Consider the following 16,487-nt stretch of genomic DNA (forward strand, 5'->3'; position numbering starts at 1 on the left):
CCAGCGCGCCGCCGTAGGAGGCGCCCAGCACGCCGACCCGCGGGTCGCCGGGGCCGTCCAGGCGGACCTCCGGGCGGGTGGCGAGCCAGTCGACCAGGCGGGCGGCGTCCGCGACCTCGAAGTCCGGGTCGTTGAGCCCGATCTCGCCGGTGCTGCGGCCGAAGCCGCGCGCCGAGTAGGTGAGCACCACGAACCCGCGCCGGGCCAGCTCCTGCGCGTCGCCGGCGACGCTGTTCTTGTCCCCGCCGAACCCGTGCGGCAGCAGCACCGCCGGGGCGGGCGTGCGCTCCGGCAGGTAGAGCGTGGTGTCCAGGCTGACCTTCGCCGCGGAGCCGGGCGCCGCGGGCACGTCGAGGATGGCGTCCTGCGTCGGTACCGCGGCGGGCTCGCTCGACGAGCGGGTCCAGACGAGCACGACGGCCGCCACCAGCAGGACGACGACCGCGAGGATCACCATCCGGGAACGGCGTGTGTGCGGGAGCGCGATTCGGGGCACACCGAAACCGTATGGGAGCTTTCCTGAGAACGCGTCAGCGCGGGTCCTGATCTTGGAATCCGGGTGATGAGGGTTACCTAAGGTGGTGTTCGTCCGGTTGATCAGGAAAGATGGATACGACGTGGAGGGGAGTATTCCTTCGCGGCGGTGTCGTCAGCACGGCGGTCCTTCGGGGCACCCGGCACCGTCGGCCGGATCCACCGGCGGAAGAGACCTCCGGCTAGCTGCTGCTGCGCGCTAACCGGAGGTATTGCGTAGATGAATGTCCCCGTGTGGCTGTGGGCTGCCACGGTTGCAGGCCTGCTCGTGCTGATCGCGATCGACCTCGTGATCGTCGACCGGAAGCCACATGAAGTCACCACCAAGGAAGCGGCCAAGTGGGTCGTCTTCTACATCACCTGCGCCGTGTTGTTCGGCATCGGCGTCTGGGTCCTCGCCGGGCACGACTACGGCGTCCAGTTCTTCACCGGGTACATCACCGAGTACTCGCTGTCGGTGGACAACCTGTTCATCTTCATGATCATCATGGCCTCGTTCCGGGTGCCCGCGATCCACCAGCACCGCGTGCTGCTGATCGGCATCCTGCTCGCGCTGGCCATGCGCAGCGTGTTCATCGCGGTCGGTGCGGCCCTGATCGCCCAGTTCGTGTGGGTGTTCTTCCTGTTCGGCGCGGTCCTGGTGTGGACGGCCATCAGCATGGTGCGCGGCAACGACCACGACGAGGAGTACCACGAGAACGCGGTCGTGCGGTGGATCCGCAAGGTCTACCCGGTCACCGACGACTTCCACGGCCACAAGATGACGATCAAGCGGGACGGCAAGCGCTGGCTTACGCCGATGTTCGTGGTGATCGTGGCCATCGGCAGCGCCGACCTGCTCTTCGCGGTCGACTCGATCCCGGCGATCTTCGGCATCACCCAGGAAGCCTTCCTGGTGTTCACCGCCAACGCGTTCGCGCTGATGGGGCTGCGGCAGCTGTACTTCCTGCTCGGCGGTCTGGTGAACAAGCTGGTCTACCTGTCCTACGGCCTGGCGGTCATCCTCGCCTTCATCGGCGCGAAGCTGATCCTGCACGCGCTGCACGAGTACCACGCGGTGCCGGACTGGCTGGACATCAACAACTGGCTCTCGCTGGGCGTGATCGTGGTCGTCCTGACCGTCACCACCGTCCTCAGCCTGGCCAAGGCCAAGCGGGACGAGAAGAAGAAGTCGGAGTCTCAGGCTCTTAGCGAGGCTAACGAAATCCGGTAGGTTCGGGGGCATGCGTCCCTCGGATCTCGAACTCCTCGCCGTGCCCGGCACTCCCGCGCTGCACGGCACCCTGCTGCTGACCGCGGTCACCACCCCCGACCTCGGCGGCAACACCTATCGCAGTTCGCTGTGGCGGGCCGCCCCCGACGGCGGGGCGGCCCGGCAGTGGACCCACGGCGAGCGGGACACCGATCCCGCGATCTCCCCGGACGGCCGCTGGGTGGCCTTCCTCCGCGCGGACGGCGACAAGCCGCAGCTGCACGTGATGCCCGCCGACGGCGGCGACGCCCGGCGCCTCACCGAACTGCCGCTCGGCGCCGGCGCCCCGGTGTGGGCGCCGGACTCGCGCCGCGTCGCCTTCACCGCGCGGGTGCCCGAAGCCGGCCGCTACGGTGCGCCGGACCCCGACGGCGAAGTCCTCGAACCGGCCGCGGAGGCGCCCCGCCGGATCACCCGCTACGACTACCGGCTCGACAACGTCGGCTTCCTGCGGGACCGCCCGCGGCGGCTGTTCGTCCTCGACGTCACCGACCCGGGTGAACCGGAGCCGCTGACCGACGACCAGGCCGACGTCTCCGACCCGGCGTGGCTGCCGGACGGTTCGGCCGTGCTGGTCGTCGCGCCCCGCGAGTGGGGCGCCACCGACACCGAGGAGAGCGACCTCTACCTGGTGCCTGCCGAGGGCGGCGAGCCGGTGCTCGCGGTGCGCAGTGCGGGCAGCGCCGCCAAGCCGTCGGTGACGGTCGACGGCACGATCCTCTTCTACGGCCAGGAGTACACGTGGCCGCACGTCGTGGCCCGCAACCCGGGTCTGTGGGCGGCCGAGCTGCCCGCCGACGGCGAGCCGGCGAAGCCGCGCCGCCTGACCGACGCGGAGTCCGTGTACTGCATGTCCGACGTGCCGCCCGCGCAGTTCCGCGACGAGGTCCTGGTGACCGTGCTCAACCGCGGCGCGATCGAGCTGCGGGCCGTGCCGCGCGACGCCGACCGGGCGCCGCTGGACGGCCTGAGCAGGCTGCTCGGTGACCGCGGCGCGGTGCGGTCGTTCGCGGTGGACGGGGAGCGGATCGCCGCGGTCGTGGCGCGGCCGGACAGCTCGGGTGACGTGGTGCTGCTCGACGGCCCGGACCAGTTCGTGCTCACCGACTTCTCGAAGCCGGTGCGGGAGAAGGGGATCCGCCCGGTCGAGGAGCTGACCGCCACGGCGCCGGACGGCTACCCGGTGCACGGCTGGCTGGTGCTGCCCGAGGGCGAGGGGCCGCACCCGGTGCTGCTCGTGGTGCACGGCGGCCCGTTCGCGGCCTACGACTGGGGCCTGTTCGACGAGGCGCAGGTGTACGCCGCGGCCGGGTACGCCGTGGTGATGGGCAACCCGCGCGGTTCGGCGGGCTACGGCGAGAGCCACGGGCAGGCGATCGTGCACGGACTGGGCACGGTCGACGTCGACGACGTGCTGGCGCTGCTGGACGCGGCCCTGGAGCGCGACGACCTGGACTCCTCGCGGGTCGGCGTGATGGGCGGCTCGTACGGCGGTTTCATGACGACGTGGCTGGCCGCCCACCACGGTTCGCGATTCCGCGCCGCGTGGAGCGAGCGGGCCGTCAACGCGTGGGGCTGGTTCACCGGCAGCTCGGACATCGGCTGGTTCTTCACCGAGGCCTACGTCGGCGCGGACCCGGTGGTGCAGCGCGAGCGCAGCCCGCTGACCTACGCCGCGCAGATCCGGATCCCGTTCGCGGTGGTCCACTCCGAGCACGACTGGCGCTGCCCGGTGGAGCAGGCCCAGCGGCTGTTCGTGGAGCTCAAGCGCAACGGCACGGAGGTCGAGATGCTCCTCTTCCCCGGCGAGGGCCACGAACTGAGCCGGTCCGGCAAGCCGCGCCACCGGGTGCAACGCTTCGACGCGATCCTGGACTGGTGGTCGCGCCACCTGGCGTGACTCGCCGGGTTGCCGAGGCGGAGACGCCGGCCCGGATCAACGTCGAGGGCTGGCGCTCCGCCCGCGCACCCGGGACAGCTTGCGGGCCGAGCGCTTCCGCTCCCGGCCTCCCCGGCCTCGGAGCCGGCTGGGTAACGGAGCCGGCCGCACCGCGGTGCGTCCCGGACCGGTTGCCCCGGCGCGCCCCCGGCGAGGCGGCGTCGTGGCACGGCGGGCGCGGGGGTTTCCCGGCTCCGGTGCCGGCGCTCCGCAGAGCAGTAGGCGGGCTGGCGGCGGGGTCTCGCCACGCGTTGATCCAGGTGTGCCGGGAGCACCGGCGCCCGTCCCCCCCGGAAATCCGCTGTCCCCGCGCGCTTCAGTTCAGCAGCACGTAGTTCAGCTCCTCGCACACCCGGCCCAGCGGCACGTCCAGGCCGGGGTGGTCGAGCGGCAGCAGCACGTCCGGCGCCAGCGGCAGCGCCTTGCCGGCCGGTGGGTCCCACAGGCACAGCGCGGGGTGCCCGCCGTCCATCGACGAGCGGTACCACAGTCCGTCCAGCTCCGGGAAGGCCGCGCGGATCGCCCGCGCCCACGCCTGCGTGATCTTCTTCGGCCCGCTCGAAATCTCCTGCGACGCCCCGACCCGCGTCGGCCACAGGCCGGTCAGGTCGAGCAGCCTCAGCGGCCGCGACGGGCGCACCACGACCAGCCTCGGGAGCCGCGTCCTGCGGTCGACCAGCGACGTCGTCTGGAACACCTCCGCCACGCTCGTCCGCACGGTCAGCCCGAAGTACAGCACCCCGTGCCCCGGATCGGTGACGGCGCGCCCGTCCCGGCTGGGCGGCTGCGGGTCGAAGCGGCCGTGCGGCAGCGGGCCGGTGTAGCGGAACGTGTTCCACTGCTGCGGGTGGTTGCCGCCCGCGGTGAAGATCCGCACCAGCCGCCGCGTGGACGGCACGGTCACGATGTCGACGTCGGCGCGCAGGGCAGCGAGGAGCTCAGCCCGCGACGGCGGGAGTGGCAAACGGGCCATGAGATGCGGGGCGGCCTCAGAACGGGGTGCCGAGCGTGGCGGCGAGCGCGGCGACCGGCTCGGGGTCGCCCCCGGCCAGCAGCCACTGCCGCGGGGTGGCGGGCCGCCCGCCGATCTGCAGGTCGGCCTGCTCGGTGTTCATGAACGCGGCCACGACCAGCGCGGGCTGGTCGTCCGGCACGGCGGCCAGCACGGCTTCCAGCCCGGGCAGCGCGCCCCGCTCGCCGAACTGCCACGACGGCAGCCGCCAGCCGCCCTGGTCCTTCCAGCCGGTCAGGCGCCGGTCGGCCAGCTTGTGCCGGATCCGGCTCGGGTCCACGCCCAGCCGCCGCGCGGCCTCGGCGACCGTGAGGGCGGACTCGGCCAGCACCGCGTGCGCCGCCACCGACGGCGCGCGGCTGTCCGGCTCGTCGTCGCGCCGGGGCGACAGATCGAGCCCCGCCTCGGCGAGCGCGGCCCGCTGCCCCTCGGAGAAGAAGGACACCGGGTCCGGGTTCGGCGGGGCGAGGCGGCGCGCGGCGTCCTCGACCAGCGAGAGGAAATCCGCGGCGTCGATCCGGAGGCCTGCCTTGGCGAGGACGTTCTCCAGCGCGACCGTCATGAGCCTCAGCATAGCGCTCGGCGTGCGGGTTCGTGCGCCCTAGGGGAAACTGTCCGCAGAGGACACGATCTTGTCCACTCTTGACATGTGTGGCGGGTCACTCTAGGTTCGGCCGAGTAATCGATTTCTCGCAGCGTGGCGAGGGGGGCCAGCATGGACGCGGAGCCACGGTCGCCCCTGGTCGAGCTGGCCGGGGTGAGCAAGTCCTACGGCGGAGTTCATGCGGTGCGTGACGTCGATTTCACTGTGTGTGCCGGAGAAGTCCACGCGCTGCTCGGGGAAAACGGCGCGGGCAAGTCCACTCTGATGAAGATCCTCTCCGGTGAGGTGGGCGGCCACCGCGGGGAAATCCGCATCGACGGCGAGCCCGTCCGGTTCGCCCGGCCCGCCGACGCGCAGCGCGCCGGGGTCGCGATGATCCACCAGGAACTCGACCTCGTCCCGGCGCTGCCGATCGCCGAGAACGTGTTCCTCGGCCGCGAGCCCCGCACCCGCTTCGGCACGATCGATCGCCGCCGGATGGTGCGTGAGACCGCGCGCCTTCTGGACCGCATCGGCGTCGCGCTCGACCCGCGCCGTCCGGTGGAGGAGCTGCGCACCGGCGAGCAGCAGCTGGTCACCATCGCGAAGGCGCTGTCGCTGGACGCCCGGATCATCGTCATGGACGAGCCGACCTCCGCGCTGTCCGCGCCGGAGATCGACCGGCTGTTCGCCGTGATCGCCGAACTGCGCCGCGCCGGCGCCGGCGTCGTCTACATCTCGCACCGCATGGACGAGATCGGCCGCGTCGCCGACCGCGCGACCGTGCTCCGCAACGGCGAGGTGGTGGCGGAGTTCGACGCGCGGGCGATGACCGCGCAGCAGGCGTCCGAGGCGATGGTCGGCAGGCCGGTCGAGTCGATGTTCCGCACCGGCGACGGCGCGGGCGCGGGGGAGGAGCTGCTGCGCGTCGAGGACCTGGTCGTGCAGTCGCGGCGCCCCGGCCGCCGTGATCCGGCCGGCATCAGCCTGCGGGTCGGGCGCGGCGAGATCGTCGGTGTCGCCGGGCTCCTCGGCGCCGGTCGCACGGAGCTGCTCGAGACGATCTACGGCGTCGGGGGACGCTGGTCCGGGCGGATCCTGCTGCGCGGCGAGGAGATCCGCCCGCGCGGCCCCCGCGGGGCGCTGCGCCTGGGCATCGCGTTCGTGCCCGAGGACCGGCGCGTCGCGGGCCTGGCGCTGGAGCACTCGGTGCTCGCCAACACGGTGCTGTCCATAGTGGACCGCATCGCGCGGGCCGGGGTGGTGCCGCGGCGGCGGGAACGCGGCGCGGCGCAGGAGATGGTCGACCGCCTCGGCGTGAAGCTCGCGTCGCTGCGGGACCCGGCAGGCTCGCTGTCCGGCGGCAACCAGCAGAAGGTCGTGCTGGGGCGCGGCCTGCTCACCGAACCCGCGCTGCTGCTGCTGGACGAGCCGACCCGCGGGGTGGACGTCGGCGCGAAGGCCGAGATCTACCGGCTCCTCGGCGAGGCGGCGAGCAGGGGCGTGGGGGTCCTGCTCGCGTCGTCGGAGCCCGCCGAGCTGATCGGCGTCTGCCACCGCGTGGTCGTGCTGCGGGACGGCCGCAGCGTGCGGGAACTGGACACAGCGAACACCACCGAAGCGGAGCTGCTGGCGTTCTCGATGGGCGAGGGGGCCGTCGAGGACCTGGTGGCGGAAGGGACGTCATGACCAAGGTGGCCGCGTTGCCCGACCTCGCCCGCCCCGGCGGCGGGCTGCTGGCGACGCTGTTCCGGTTCCAGAGCCTGTTCGGCCTGGTGCTGGTGTTCATCGCCGCGGTGGTGTACTCGCCGAGCAAGAACGGCGAGCTCGTGTTCCTGGACTCGGGCAACCTGTTCAACGTCGTGCGCTCGATGTCGGAGATCGGGATCCTCGCCGTCGGGATGACGCTGGTGATCCTCATCGGCGGCATCGACCTGTCCGTCGGGTCGGTGCTCGGCCTGGCCAGCGTCGGGGTGGCGGTCCTGCTCACCGAGAACGACCTCGGGCTGGTGCCGGCGGTGGCGCTGGTGCTCGCGATCGGGCTCGGGTTCGGGCTGCTGCAGGGGTTCGCGATCACCTCGTTCGGCATCCAGGCGTTCATCGTGACCCTGGCCGGCATGCAGATCGCGCGCGGCCTGGCGCGGATCTGGTCCGGCGGGCAGGGCGTGTCGATCACCTACGGCGAGGGGCCGGGGCAGGCGCCGGAGACGTTTTCGCTGCTGGGGGAGCGCACCTTCAACGGGCTGGTGCCGATCCCCGCGCTGATCTTCCTGGTGGTCGCCGCACTGGCGGTGGTGCTGCTGCGGGTCAGCGCGTTCTCCCGGCACATCTACGCCATCGGCGGCAACGAGAAGGCCGCGCGCCTGTCCGGCGTGCCGGTCAAGCGGGTGAAGATCATCGTGTTCGGCCTGTGCGGGCTGCTGGCGGCGCTGGCCGGGATCGTGCACGCCGGGCAGCTCAACTTTGGCGGACCCAACGACGGCGCGATGTACGAGCTGGACGCGATCGCCGCCGTGGTCATCGGCGGCACCAGCCTGATGGGCGGGCGCGGCTCGGTGGTCGGCACGGTGGCCGGCGCGCTGCTGGTCGGCGTGCTGCGCAACATCCTGGGCCTGAACAACGTGGACTCCAACGTCCAGTTGCTCGTGATCGGCCTGGTCATCGTGCTCGCCGCGGGGCTGCAGCGGCTGCGCCCGGCATCGGTTTCCTGACGAGAGGGGAAGAATCATGCGGAAGTCCCGTGGCCTGGCGGCGGTGGGCGCGTGCCTGCTGCTCGCGGCCTGCGGCACCACGAACGAGAACTCGGGCAGCGGCGGCGGCGCGCAGGGTGCGCCGGAGCGCTGCGGCGCCGACGGGCAGTACACGATCGGGATGAGCCAGGCCAACGTCGCCGAGCCGTACCGGCAGCGGATGGACGACGACATCCGCGCCGCGGCCGCGTCGGTGCCGCAGTTCACCGTCAACTTCGCCGACGCCGCGCAGGACAACTCAAAGCAGGTCGAGCAGGTCGACAACTTCATCACCCAGCAGGTCGACCTGCTCATCATCAGCCCCAACGAGGCGACGCCGCTGACCGCGCCGGTGAAACGCGCCTACGACAAGGGGATCCCGGTGCTGGTGCTGGACCGCAAGGTCGACGGCGACGCCTACACGTCGTTCATCGGCGCGGACAACGTCGACATCGGGCGGCAGGCCGGCGAGTACTTCAAGACGACCTTGCTGCCGAACGGCGGCAAGATCGGCGAGCTGCGCGGGCTGGCCGGGTCGACCCCGGCGCGGGAGCGGCACGACGGCTTCATGCAGGGCATCCAGGGGTCCAAGATCGAAATCGTGGCCGCGCAGGACGGCGACTGGCTGCGGGACAAGGGCCAGCAGCAGGCCGACGCGATCCTCAAGGCGAACCCGGACATCCAGGCGATCTACTCGCACAACGACCCGATGGGCGAGGGAGCCCGCATCGCCGCGACGAACGCCGGGCGGCCCGACCTGCCGATCACCGGGATCGACGGGTTGCCCATCGAGTCGGGCGGGCTGAAGGCCGTCGAGGCGGGCCGCCTGTCGGCGACGTTCATCTACCCGACGGGCGGGCAGGAGGCGATCGCCGCGGCGAAGAGCATCCTGGTGGACTGCCGCCAGGTGCCGAAAACGCAGACGCTGCCGACGAAGCTGGTGACGAAGGACAACGCGGCTGCCACGTACGCGGAGCTGAACAGCGGGTCCTGACCGTTTCGCGCGCCGTCCCGTCGCCCCGGCGGCGGGACGGCCCCGGATCGCCGCCGGAAACGAACCCCGTCAGGCGCGGTGGCTGCTGCCCCGCTCGATGAGCTGCGCCTCCAGCGTCGTCGCGGTCGGGGGCAGCGAGCCATCGGCTATCCGGGCCAGCAGCAGCCGCGCCGCCTCCGCGCCGATCTCGTACGCCGGCTGGGCCACGACGGTCAGCGGTGGGTCGATGAGCGTCGCCCACGGGACGTCGTCGAAGGCGACCACCCCGACGTCCCGCCCCAGCCGCAGACCGGCCGCCCGCAGCGCCTCCAGCACGCCGATCGCCATCGCGCTGTTGGCAACCAGCAGCGCGTCCGGCGGCTCCGCCTCGGCCAGCAGCGCACGCGTCGCCGCCTCGCCGCCGGACGCCCGGTACTCGGCCCGCCGCTCGCGCCGCTTCCGCCGCCCGAGCGCGTCCCGGTACCCCGCCAGCCGGTCGTCGGCCGTGCGCACCCCCGCCGGCCCGGTCACGCACCCGACCCGCTGGTAACCGGCCGCCAGCAGGTGCTCGGCCGCCGCCCTGGCCGCGGCCCGGCTGTCGACCAGCACCTGATCACCGGTGCCCGCGCGCAGCGGCCGGTCCACCGCGACGACCGGCGTCCCGCGCCCCAGCAGCATCTCGACCCCGGCCCACTCGTCGGTCGGCGAGATCACCACCCCGGCCACCCGCTCCTGCAGCGCCACGTCGATGTAGCGGCGCTCCTTCTCGGCGCTCTCGTCGGAATTGCACAGCACCACGGAGTAACCGGCCGTCTGCGCCACGTCCTCCACGCCGCGGGCGATCGCGGTGAAGAACGGGTTCTCCACATCGGAGATGATCAGCGCCAGGACCGCGGTCTCCTGCCTGCGCAGGTTCCGCGCGAGCCCGTTGGGCTGGTAGCCCAGCTCTTCCGCGGCCGCGCGCACCCTGGCGACCAGCGCCGGATCCACTGTGGACACGCCGTTCAGCGCCCGCGACACGGTGGCCGTGGACACCCCGGCGCGCCGCGCCACATCGCTGATGGTCGCCACCGCGACCTCCCGTCTTCCTCGCCGCTCACGCGGTGGACGGGCGGCTATTGACACCGTCCGGGGTCCAGAATAGCGTCTTGAGTAATCGATTACCCGCCCTAGGAGGCAGCGTGGCCCGCATCGGCGTGATCAGCATTTCCGACGGGCGTGACCATGTGCACGCGCGCAACGCCCGGTTCATCCAGTCCAAACAGGACGAGCTCGTGCGGTCGCTGACCGCGGCGGGGCACGAGGTGGTCGCGGGCCGGGACCTGGTCGCGACCAACACGCTGGCCACGTCGGTGGCGCGCGAGGTCGCCGCCGCCGGGGTGGACGTCACGATCTTCTACTACGCGGTGTGGAGCTTCCCGCACTTCACGATGCTCGCCGCGGACGCCACGCGCAGCCCGCTGATCCTGGTCGCCAGCACCGACCCGACCGAGCCGGGTCTGGTCGGCATGCTCGCCGCGGGCGGCGCACTGGACCAGATCGGCCGCGCCCACACCCGGTTGTGGGGCGCGCCGGACGACGCGGACCTGGCCGGCCGGGTCGGCGCGCATGCGCGGGCCGCCGCCGCGGTCGCGTCGCTGCGCGGGTCCACCTTCGGCCGCTTCGGCGGCCGCCCGATGGGCATGAACACCGCGGTCGCCAACACCGACCAGTGGATGCGCCAGTTCGGCGTCGACGTCGAGGAGATCGACCAGTACGAGCTGGTGCTGCGCGCGGAGAAGGCCGACGTCGGCGAAGCGGCCAAGGCGCGCCGCTGGATCGAGGAGCACGCGGCCGGGGTCCACTACGACGGCCAGAAGCTCACGCCCGAGCTGCTGGAGCGGCAGATCCGGTCGTACCTGGCGATCCGCGACATCATCGACGAGCGCAAGCTCGACTTCTCCGGCATCAAGGGCCAGCCGGAGCTGACCGAGCACTTCGCCACGATGGACGTCACGGAGGCGTTCCTCAACGACCCCTACGACTGGAACGGCCCCAAGCCGGTGCACGTCACCGCCACCGAGGCGGACATGGACGGCGCGCTGACCATGCAGCTCATGCACAAGATCTCCGGCGACCCGGTGCTGTTCGCCGACGTCCGCCACTACCACGCCGACCGCGACATCTGGGATCTGTGCAACTCCGGCCAGCACGCCACCTGGTACGCCGCGCGCAGCGACGACCCGGCGGAGAACCTGGCGAAGGTCCACTTCTACCCGGAGGTGTTCTTCTTCCCCGCGGGCGGCGCGTCGGTCCAGCACATCGCCGCGCCCGGGCAGATGACGCTGGGACGGCTCACCCGGCAGGCGGGGGAGTACCGTCTGCAGCTGATGCTGGGCGAATTCGAGAACTACGACGACGAGACCAACGAGTCCCTGATGCGCCAGTCCACGCCGGAGTGGCCGCACGCGTGGGCGCGCCTGGACGCGCCCGCCGAGACGTTCCTGTCGCGGTTCGGGGCCAACCACATCCACGCCATCCCGGGCGACCGCCGCGCCGAGCTGCGTGCCGCGGCCGGCCTGCTGGGCGTCGACGTGCACGAGTGGTCCCGTGACTGACCTGCTGCTCGGCATCGACATCGGGACGTCCAGCTCGAAGGGCGTCCTGGTCACCCGCGACGGCGAGATCGTGGCCCGCGCGTCGCGGGCGCACGACACCTCGTGCCCGCACCCGGGCTGGGTCGAGCACGACGCGGAAACCGTGTGGTGGCAGGACTTCCTGGCGCTGACCCGGGAACTGGTGGCGGCGGCCGGCGACCGGAAGCCGGCGGCGCTGGCCGTGAGCGGCATCGGGCCGGTGCTGCTGCCCGCCGACTCCGACGGCACCCCGCTGCGGCCGGCCATCCTGTACGGCGTGGACACCCGCGCCTCCCGGGAGATCGAAGAGCTGACCGCGGAGCTCGGCGCGGAATCCATTGTGGAGCGCGCGGGCACGGCGCTGTCGTCGCAGGCGGTCGGCCCGAAGTGGCGCTGGCTCGCCCGGCACGAGCCGGAGGTGTTCCGGCGCACCCGGCTGTTCCTGATGTGCAGTTCCTACCTGGTGCACCGGCTGACCGGCGAGTACGTCCTGGACCACCACTCGGCCAGCCAGTGCGACCCGATGTACGACCTGCGCGCGGGGGACTGGGCCGCGGACTGGGCGGCGCTGTGCGCGCCCGGGGTCGAGATGCCGCGGCTGGTGTGGCCGACCGAGGTGGCCGGTGTGGTGAGCGCGGCCGCGGCAGCGGAAACCGGTCTGCCGCAGGGCCTCCCGGTCACGGCCGGGACGGTCGACGCGTGGGCCGAGGCCGCCAGCGTCGGCGTGGCCGAGCCGGGCGACACGATGGTCATGTACGGCACCACGATGTTCCTCATCCAGGTGCTGGCCGACCCGCGCCCGCACACCGGCCTGTGGACGACGTGCGGCGCCTTCCCCGGCACGTACTCGCTGGCGGCCGGGATGGCGACCTCCGGCGCGATCACCGACTGGCTGCGCCGGCTCGTCGGCGGCGACTTCGCGACCCTGGTCGACGAGGCCGCGAAGGTGCCGCCCGGCAGCCGGGGCCTGCTGATGCTGCCCTACTTCGCGGGCGAGCGCACGCCGCTGTTCGACCCGGACGCCCGCGGCGTGCTGGCGGGGCTGACCACCTCGCACGGCATCGGCGAGATCTACCGCGCCGCGCTGGAGGGCATCGCCTACGGCGTGCGGCACAACCTGGAGGCCATGCGCGACTCCGGCGGCGCGGCGGGCAGGCTGGTCGCGGTCGGCGGCGGCACCCAGGGCGGGCTGTGGACGCAGATCGTCAGCGACGTGACGGGCGCCGACCAGCAGGTGCCCGCGGAGACGATCGGCGCGGCGTTCGGCGACGCGCTGCTGGCGGCCGTCGCGATCGGCGCGGAACCGGACGTCACGCGCTGGAACCCGGTGGCGAGCACGGTTCGCCCGGATCCGGCCGCGGTGGACACCTATGACCGGTTTTATACGCGGTACCGCGAACTCTACCCCTCCACAAAGGACATAACGCACTTTCTGGCCGAGCGTCAGCGCGAGAGCGGGCACTAGCCTGGCCGGGTGTTTTCCGAACCCTCGGGCCAGGGCTGGCAGCAGGTCGGCGAACTCGTGCTCGCGCTGGTGCTGTGCTCGCTGATCGGCCTGGAACGCGAACTGAAGCAGAAGAGCGCCGGTCTGCGCACGCACACGCTGGTCGGGGTGGGCGCGGCGCTGTTCCTCCTGGTGAGCAAGTACGGCTTCACCGACGTGCTCGAACCGGGGCGGATCGTGCTGGACCCGTCGCGGGTGGCGGCACAGATCGTGTCCGGGATCGGGTTCATCGGCGGCGGGCTGATCTTCGTGCGGCGCGACGTGGTGCGCGGCCTGACCACCGCGGCGGTGGTGTGGATGAGCGTGGCGGTGGGCTGCGCGTGCGCGGCCGGGCTGCCGCTCCTGGCGGTGGTCGTCACCGCGGCGCACTTCGTGGTGGTCTACGGCTACCCGCCGCTGGTGCGGCTGCTGACGCGCCGGCGCCCCGCGACGACGACGGTCCGGCTGGCCTACCGGGACGGCGAGGGGGCGCTGCGCCGGATCCTGGAACTGGCGACCCGCTCCGGCTACTCGGTCCAGCGGGCCCTGACCAACCGCCGCGACTCCGGCGGCGTGATCGACCTGAGCATGCGGCTGCTCGGGCCGCGCGGCGTCGACGACCTGCTCGCCAGGCTGGCCGAGCAGCCCGGGATCCTCGCCGTCGAGACCGGCGCGATCGACGACACGAGCGAGTAGAAGTCGCAGGTCAGCGGGGTTGCACTACCCCGAGCGGGTGAAAAGCGGACGGTGATGTACCCGCCAGGTAACGATTGACGCTCGGCTTGCGAGGAATGGTTGACGCGCTCGGTGGAAGCGCGGTGAGCCGAGAGAAGACGACGCCATGGGTGTTGTTCCCACCGCGGGTCCCGGGCCGGGACCGCGGCGGCCGCTGGCCAGTTCGATGGCGGTGTTCGCCGCCCTCGGGGTGGTCCTGACGGTCGGCCTCACCTCGCTGCTCGTCGCCGGGCAGCGGTCCGCCGACCCGTCGGTGGGGTCGCTCAGCGGGGCCAGCGCGCCGGTCGTGGCGCCGGTCGCGCCCGTGCCGCAGGTGTCCTACGCCGTGACGTACGAGCTGACGGGCGGCGCCGGGGCGCTGAACGTGACGTACGTGGCGAAGGGCGCCGACATCGCGCAGGTCCTCGAAACGGACACCCCGTGGTCGGTGTCGATCGAGCGCACCGGGCCGCAGGGCTCGGACCAGTACTTCAGCCTGACGGCGCAGAACGCCGGCGGCGGCACCCTGACGTGCCGCATCATCGTCGACGGGGTCGTGGTGAGCGAGCGGTCCGTGTCGGCGCCGCAGGGCATGGTGCGCTGCTCCAAGTCGCTGCCCTGACCCGTCCGGGCCGCCTCCCGCGATCGCCGTGGGGCACGATCACCACGTGAACGGTGCGACCCTGCAGACCGGTCCGGTGCTGGCCGTCGTCCTCGCCGCGCTCGTCGCGGTGGGCGCCCTCGCGGTGTGGCTCGGCCGGCTCGGCCCCGGGTGGGCGGTCGCGACGGCGGCCGGTCGCGCGATCGTCCAGCTGGGCGCGGTTTCGCTGCTGATCACCGCCGTGCTCCGGTCCGGCTGGCTGACCGGGCTGTTCGTGCTGCTCATGTTCACCGTCGCCGCGGTCACCTCGGCCCGCCGCGTCGGGCTCCCGCTGCGCCGCGCGCCGTGGATCGCCGTCCCGCTGGCCGGCGGTGTCCTCCCGGTGCTCGCGCTGGTGCTCGGGTCGGGCGTGGTGCCGCTGGAGCCGATCGCGGTGGTGCCGATCGCCGGGATCGTCATCGGCGGCGCCATGAGCGCGACGTCCCAGGCCGCCCGCCGCGCCCTCGACGAGCTGGCCACACGGCACGGCGAGTACGAAGCCGCCCTCGCGCTCGGTTTCCTGCCGCGGGCGGCCGCGCTGGAGATCTGCCGTCCCAGCGCCGGGCAGGCGCTGATCCCCGCGCTCGACCAGACCCGCACGGTCGGCCTGGTGACCCTGCCCGGCGCGTACGTCGGCGTGCTGCTCGGCGGGGCCAGCCCGGTGCAGGCCGGGGTGACGCAGGTGCTGGTCCTGATCGGGCTGCTGGCCGCCGAGGCGATCGCCGTGCTCGTGGCGGTCCAGCTCGTGGCGGCGGGACTCGTCGATCGCGGTTAGCGTGGGGGCATGACTGTTGCGGACTTGGTGATCGACGGGTTCGGCCGCATCCAGGAGGTCGTGCACGAGGCCGTCGACGGGCTGACCGAGGACCAGCTGGCCGAGCGCCTCGACGAGGACGCCAACTCGATCGCGTGGCTGGTCTGGCACCTCACGCGCGTGCAGGACGACCACATCGCGGACCTGGCCGGCACGCCGCAGGTGTGGACCGAGCAGGGGTGGCACGAGCGGTTCGGGCTGCCGTTCCGGCCGTCGGCGACCGGCTATGGGCACCGCTCCAAGGACGTCGCCGCGGTGCGCGCGGAGGCCAAGCTGCTCACCGGCTACCACGACGCAGTGCACGACTCGACGGTCGCGTGGCTGGGCTCGCTGCGCGAGGACCGGCTGGACGACGTGGTCGACGAGGCGTGGGACCCGCCGGTCACCCTCGGGGTCCGGCTGGTCAGCATCCTGTCCGACGACCTCCAGCACGCCGGGCAGGCGGCGTTCATCCGCGGCGTCCTGGAGCGGCGCCAGGTGTACTGCTAGGGCGGCGGGAACTCGGCCGCGACCTCGGCGGCGTCGTCCATCGCCGCCGGGTCCGGCCGCCCGCCACCGGGAGCGGCCTCGGCGATGACGACGAGCGAGCCGTCCCGCCGCGACCCGTAGTACTGCCCGGTGAACTCGACGCCGGCGAGGCCGAGCGCGCCGGCCGCGAGGGGCTCGACGTTGCCCGTGCCGTCGGTGTCGGCGAGCTCCTTGAGCTCGGCCGCGGTGCTCGCGGTGGGCATGCGCACCCACGCGATCGACACGACGACGGTGTTGCCGCGCGTGTCGCCGATGGCGAGGAGGAGCCGGTCCAGCTTGCGGCACGGGTGCTTCCGGAAGAACTGCTGGACCTGGCCGTAGGAGTGGGAGCCGCAGGCCGTCGCGGCGTGAGCGGTCTGCCGCAGCTGACGCAGGCCGATGCGCTTCCAGGCCTCGCCGCGCTGCCCCTTGCGGGCGGCGTCCTTGCCGGCGGACTTGCCGTGGGCGGAGGTGGCGGAACCACCTGCGGTGCCACCCCCGGTCGTCAGGCCGGTCCCGCCCGCCGCGAGCGCCCCGACCGCAAGGGCAGCGACCACCGCCTTCCCGCCCTTCCGGTTGTGCCTCGGTCTGATCCGCCCCTGCGGATCCGTGATATATCCGTCCGGTGCCATGCCGGGGAATATTTGCCACACCACTCCATCGGTGGCTTCGTTTCGCGCGAAATCGCTCGA

General features: G+C 72.7%; 16 protein-coding genes. 11 read left to right on the forward strand and 5 right to left on the reverse strand.

The genetic code is table 11. The features are described from left to right. On the reverse strand, positions 1–457 hold a 457-nt coding region (locus ABZ193_RS18935; RefSeq protein WP_354710808.1), incomplete at its 3' end, for an alpha/beta fold hydrolase. Positions 458–754: 297 nt separating this feature from the next. Between ABZ193_RS18935 and ABZ193_RS18940 the strand changes: the two genes are divergently transcribed. Both ABZ193_RS18940 and ABZ193_RS18945 read left to right on the forward strand, forming a co-directional pair. Next, positions 755–1,747: a TerC family protein gene (locus tag ABZ193_RS18940; RefSeq protein ID WP_237338636.1), complete on the forward strand. Its 993-nt coding sequence runs from the start codon at positions 755–757 to the stop codon at positions 1,745–1,747. Positions 1,748–1,757: 10 nt separating this feature from the next. Continuing rightward, positions 1,758–3,686 (forward strand): S9 family peptidase, encoded by a 1,929-nt coding sequence (locus ABZ193_RS18945; RefSeq protein WP_354710809.1) that lies wholly within the window; start codon positions 1,758–1,760, stop codon positions 3,684–3,686. Between the two features lie 355 nt (positions 3,687–4,041). Here ABZ193_RS18945 and ABZ193_RS18950 read toward each other — a convergent pair whose 3' ends face one another. After that, positions 4,042–4,698 (reverse strand): RES family NAD+ phosphorylase, encoded by a 657-nt coding sequence (locus tag ABZ193_RS18950; RefSeq protein WP_237338638.1) that lies wholly within the window; start codon positions 4,696–4,698, stop codon positions 4,042–4,044. A gap of 16 nt (positions 4,699–4,714) precedes the next feature. Next, positions 4,715–5,299 (reverse strand): hypothetical protein, encoded by a 585-nt coding sequence (locus tag ABZ193_RS18955; RefSeq protein WP_020420370.1) that lies wholly within the window; start codon positions 5,297–5,299, stop codon positions 4,715–4,717. A 153-nt stretch (positions 5,300–5,452) separates the two neighbouring features. Here ABZ193_RS18955 and ABZ193_RS18960 point away from each other — a divergent pair, with 153 nt between their 5' ends. Genes ABZ193_RS18960 through ABZ193_RS18970 form a run of 3 tightly spaced genes read left to right on the forward strand, consistent with a single transcriptional unit; the run spans position 5,453 to position 9,043 of the window. Further along, a complete protein-coding gene (locus ABZ193_RS18960; protein WP_237338639.1) occupies positions 5,453–7,009 on the forward strand; it encodes a sugar ABC transporter ATP-binding protein in 1,557 nt (518 codons plus the stop codon). Next, the gene (locus ABZ193_RS18965; protein WP_020420372.1) at positions 7,006–8,031 is read left to right on the forward strand and encodes an ABC transporter permease; all 1,026 of its coding nucleotides are present in this window, start codon (positions 7,006–7,008) and stop codon (positions 8,029–8,031) included. The genes ABZ193_RS18960 and ABZ193_RS18965 overlap by 4 nt, the downstream gene beginning before the upstream one ends. Before the next feature lie 16 nt (positions 8,032–8,047). Next, positions 8,048–9,043, forward strand: a complete 996-nt coding sequence (locus ABZ193_RS18970; protein WP_020420373.1) for a substrate-binding domain-containing protein — start codon at positions 8,048–8,050, stop codon at positions 9,041–9,043. Positions 9,044–9,112: 69 nt separating this feature from the next. Here the strand turns inward: ABZ193_RS18970 and ABZ193_RS18975 are convergent, their stop codons facing one another. Next, complete coding sequence (locus tag ABZ193_RS18975) at positions 9,113–10,093, reverse strand: LacI family DNA-binding transcriptional regulator (protein WP_020420374.1); 981 nt, start codon at positions 10,091–10,093, stop codon at positions 9,113–9,115. 110 nt (positions 10,094–10,203) lie between these two features. Here ABZ193_RS18975 and ABZ193_RS18980 point away from each other — a divergent pair, with 110 nt between their 5' ends. The 6 genes from ABZ193_RS18980 to ABZ193_RS19005 all read left to right on the forward strand — a co-directional run bounded on the left by ABZ193_RS18980 (position 10,204) and on the right by ABZ193_RS19005 (position 15,777). Further along, positions 10,204–11,619 (forward strand): L-fucose/L-arabinose isomerase family protein, encoded by a 1,416-nt coding sequence (locus ABZ193_RS18980; RefSeq protein ID WP_020420375.1) that lies wholly within the window; start codon positions 10,204–10,206, stop codon positions 11,617–11,619. Then, complete coding sequence (locus ABZ193_RS18985; protein WP_237338640.1) at positions 11,612–13,102, forward strand: FGGY-family carbohydrate kinase; 1,491 nt, start codon at positions 11,612–11,614, stop codon at positions 13,100–13,102. Before ABZ193_RS18980 ends, ABZ193_RS18985 begins: the two co-directional genes overlap by 8 nt. 9 nt (positions 13,103–13,111) lie before the next feature. Next, positions 13,112–13,816 (forward strand): MgtC/SapB family protein, encoded by a 705-nt coding sequence (locus ABZ193_RS18990; protein ID WP_237338641.1) that lies wholly within the window; start codon positions 13,112–13,114, stop codon positions 13,814–13,816. Positions 13,817–13,961: 145 nt separating this feature from the next. Continuing rightward, positions 13,962–14,456, forward strand: coding sequence for an MmpS family transport accessory protein (locus ABZ193_RS18995; RefSeq protein WP_237338642.1), 495 nt, complete (start codon positions 13,962–13,964; stop codon positions 14,454–14,456). Positions 14,457–14,502: 46 nt separating this feature from the next. Beyond that, complete coding sequence (locus ABZ193_RS19000; protein WP_237338643.1) at positions 14,503–15,249, forward strand: ABC transporter permease; 747 nt, start codon at positions 14,503–14,505, stop codon at positions 15,247–15,249. A gap of 9 nt (positions 15,250–15,258) precedes the next feature. Further along, positions 15,259–15,777 carry a DUF664 domain-containing protein gene (locus ABZ193_RS19005; protein WP_237338644.1) on the forward strand — a complete coding sequence of 173 codons (519 nt, stop codon included), beginning with the start codon at positions 15,259–15,261 and terminating at the stop codon, positions 15,775–15,777. Here ABZ193_RS19005 and ABZ193_RS19010 read toward each other — a convergent pair. Continuing rightward, the gene (locus ABZ193_RS19010; RefSeq protein ID WP_237338645.1) at positions 15,774–16,352 is read right to left on the reverse strand and encodes a hypothetical protein; all 579 of its coding nucleotides are present in this window, start codon (positions 16,350–16,352) and stop codon (positions 15,774–15,776) included. The genes ABZ193_RS19005 and ABZ193_RS19010 overlap by 4 nt on opposite strands. Positions 16,353–16,487 lie beyond the last annotated feature (135 nt).

The organism is Amycolatopsis sp. NPDC006125, from assembly GCF_040614195.1.
In the GTDB taxonomy this organism is placed as follows: domain Bacteria; phylum Actinomycetota; class Actinomycetes; order Mycobacteriales; family Pseudonocardiaceae; genus Amycolatopsis_E; species Amycolatopsis_E tucumanensis.

Coding starts and splice junctions, on each gene's coding strand:
- ABZ193_RS18940 (WP_237338636.1), top strand. CDS start 755: ATGAATGTCCCCGTGTGGCTGTGGGCTGCCACGGTTGCAGGCCTGCTC.
- ABZ193_RS18945 (WP_354710809.1), top strand. CDS start 1,758: ATGCGTCCCTCGGATCTCGAACTCCTCGCCGTGCCCGGCACTCCCGCG.
- ABZ193_RS18950 (WP_237338638.1), bottom strand. CDS start 4,698: ATGGCCCGTTTGCCACTCCCGCCGTCGCGGGCTGAGCTCCTCGCTGCC.
- ABZ193_RS18955 (WP_020420370.1), bottom strand. CDS start 5,299: ATGACGGTCGCGCTGGAGAACGTCCTCGCCAAGGCAGGCCTCCGGATC.
- ABZ193_RS18960 (WP_237338639.1), top strand. CDS start 5,453: ATGGACGCGGAGCCACGGTCGCCCCTGGTCGAGCTGGCCGGGGTGAGC.
- ABZ193_RS18965 (WP_020420372.1), top strand. CDS start 7,006: ATGACCAAGGTGGCCGCGTTGCCCGACCTCGCCCGCCCCGGCGGCGGG.
- ABZ193_RS18970 (WP_020420373.1), top strand. CDS start 8,048: ATGCGGAAGTCCCGTGGCCTGGCGGCGGTGGGCGCGTGCCTGCTGCTC.
- ABZ193_RS18995 (WP_237338642.1), top strand. CDS start 13,962: ATGGGTGTTGTTCCCACCGCGGGTCCCGGGCCGGGACCGCGGCGGCCG.
- ABZ193_RS19005 (WP_237338644.1), top strand. CDS start 15,259: ATGACTGTTGCGGACTTGGTGATCGACGGGTTCGGCCGCATCCAGGAG.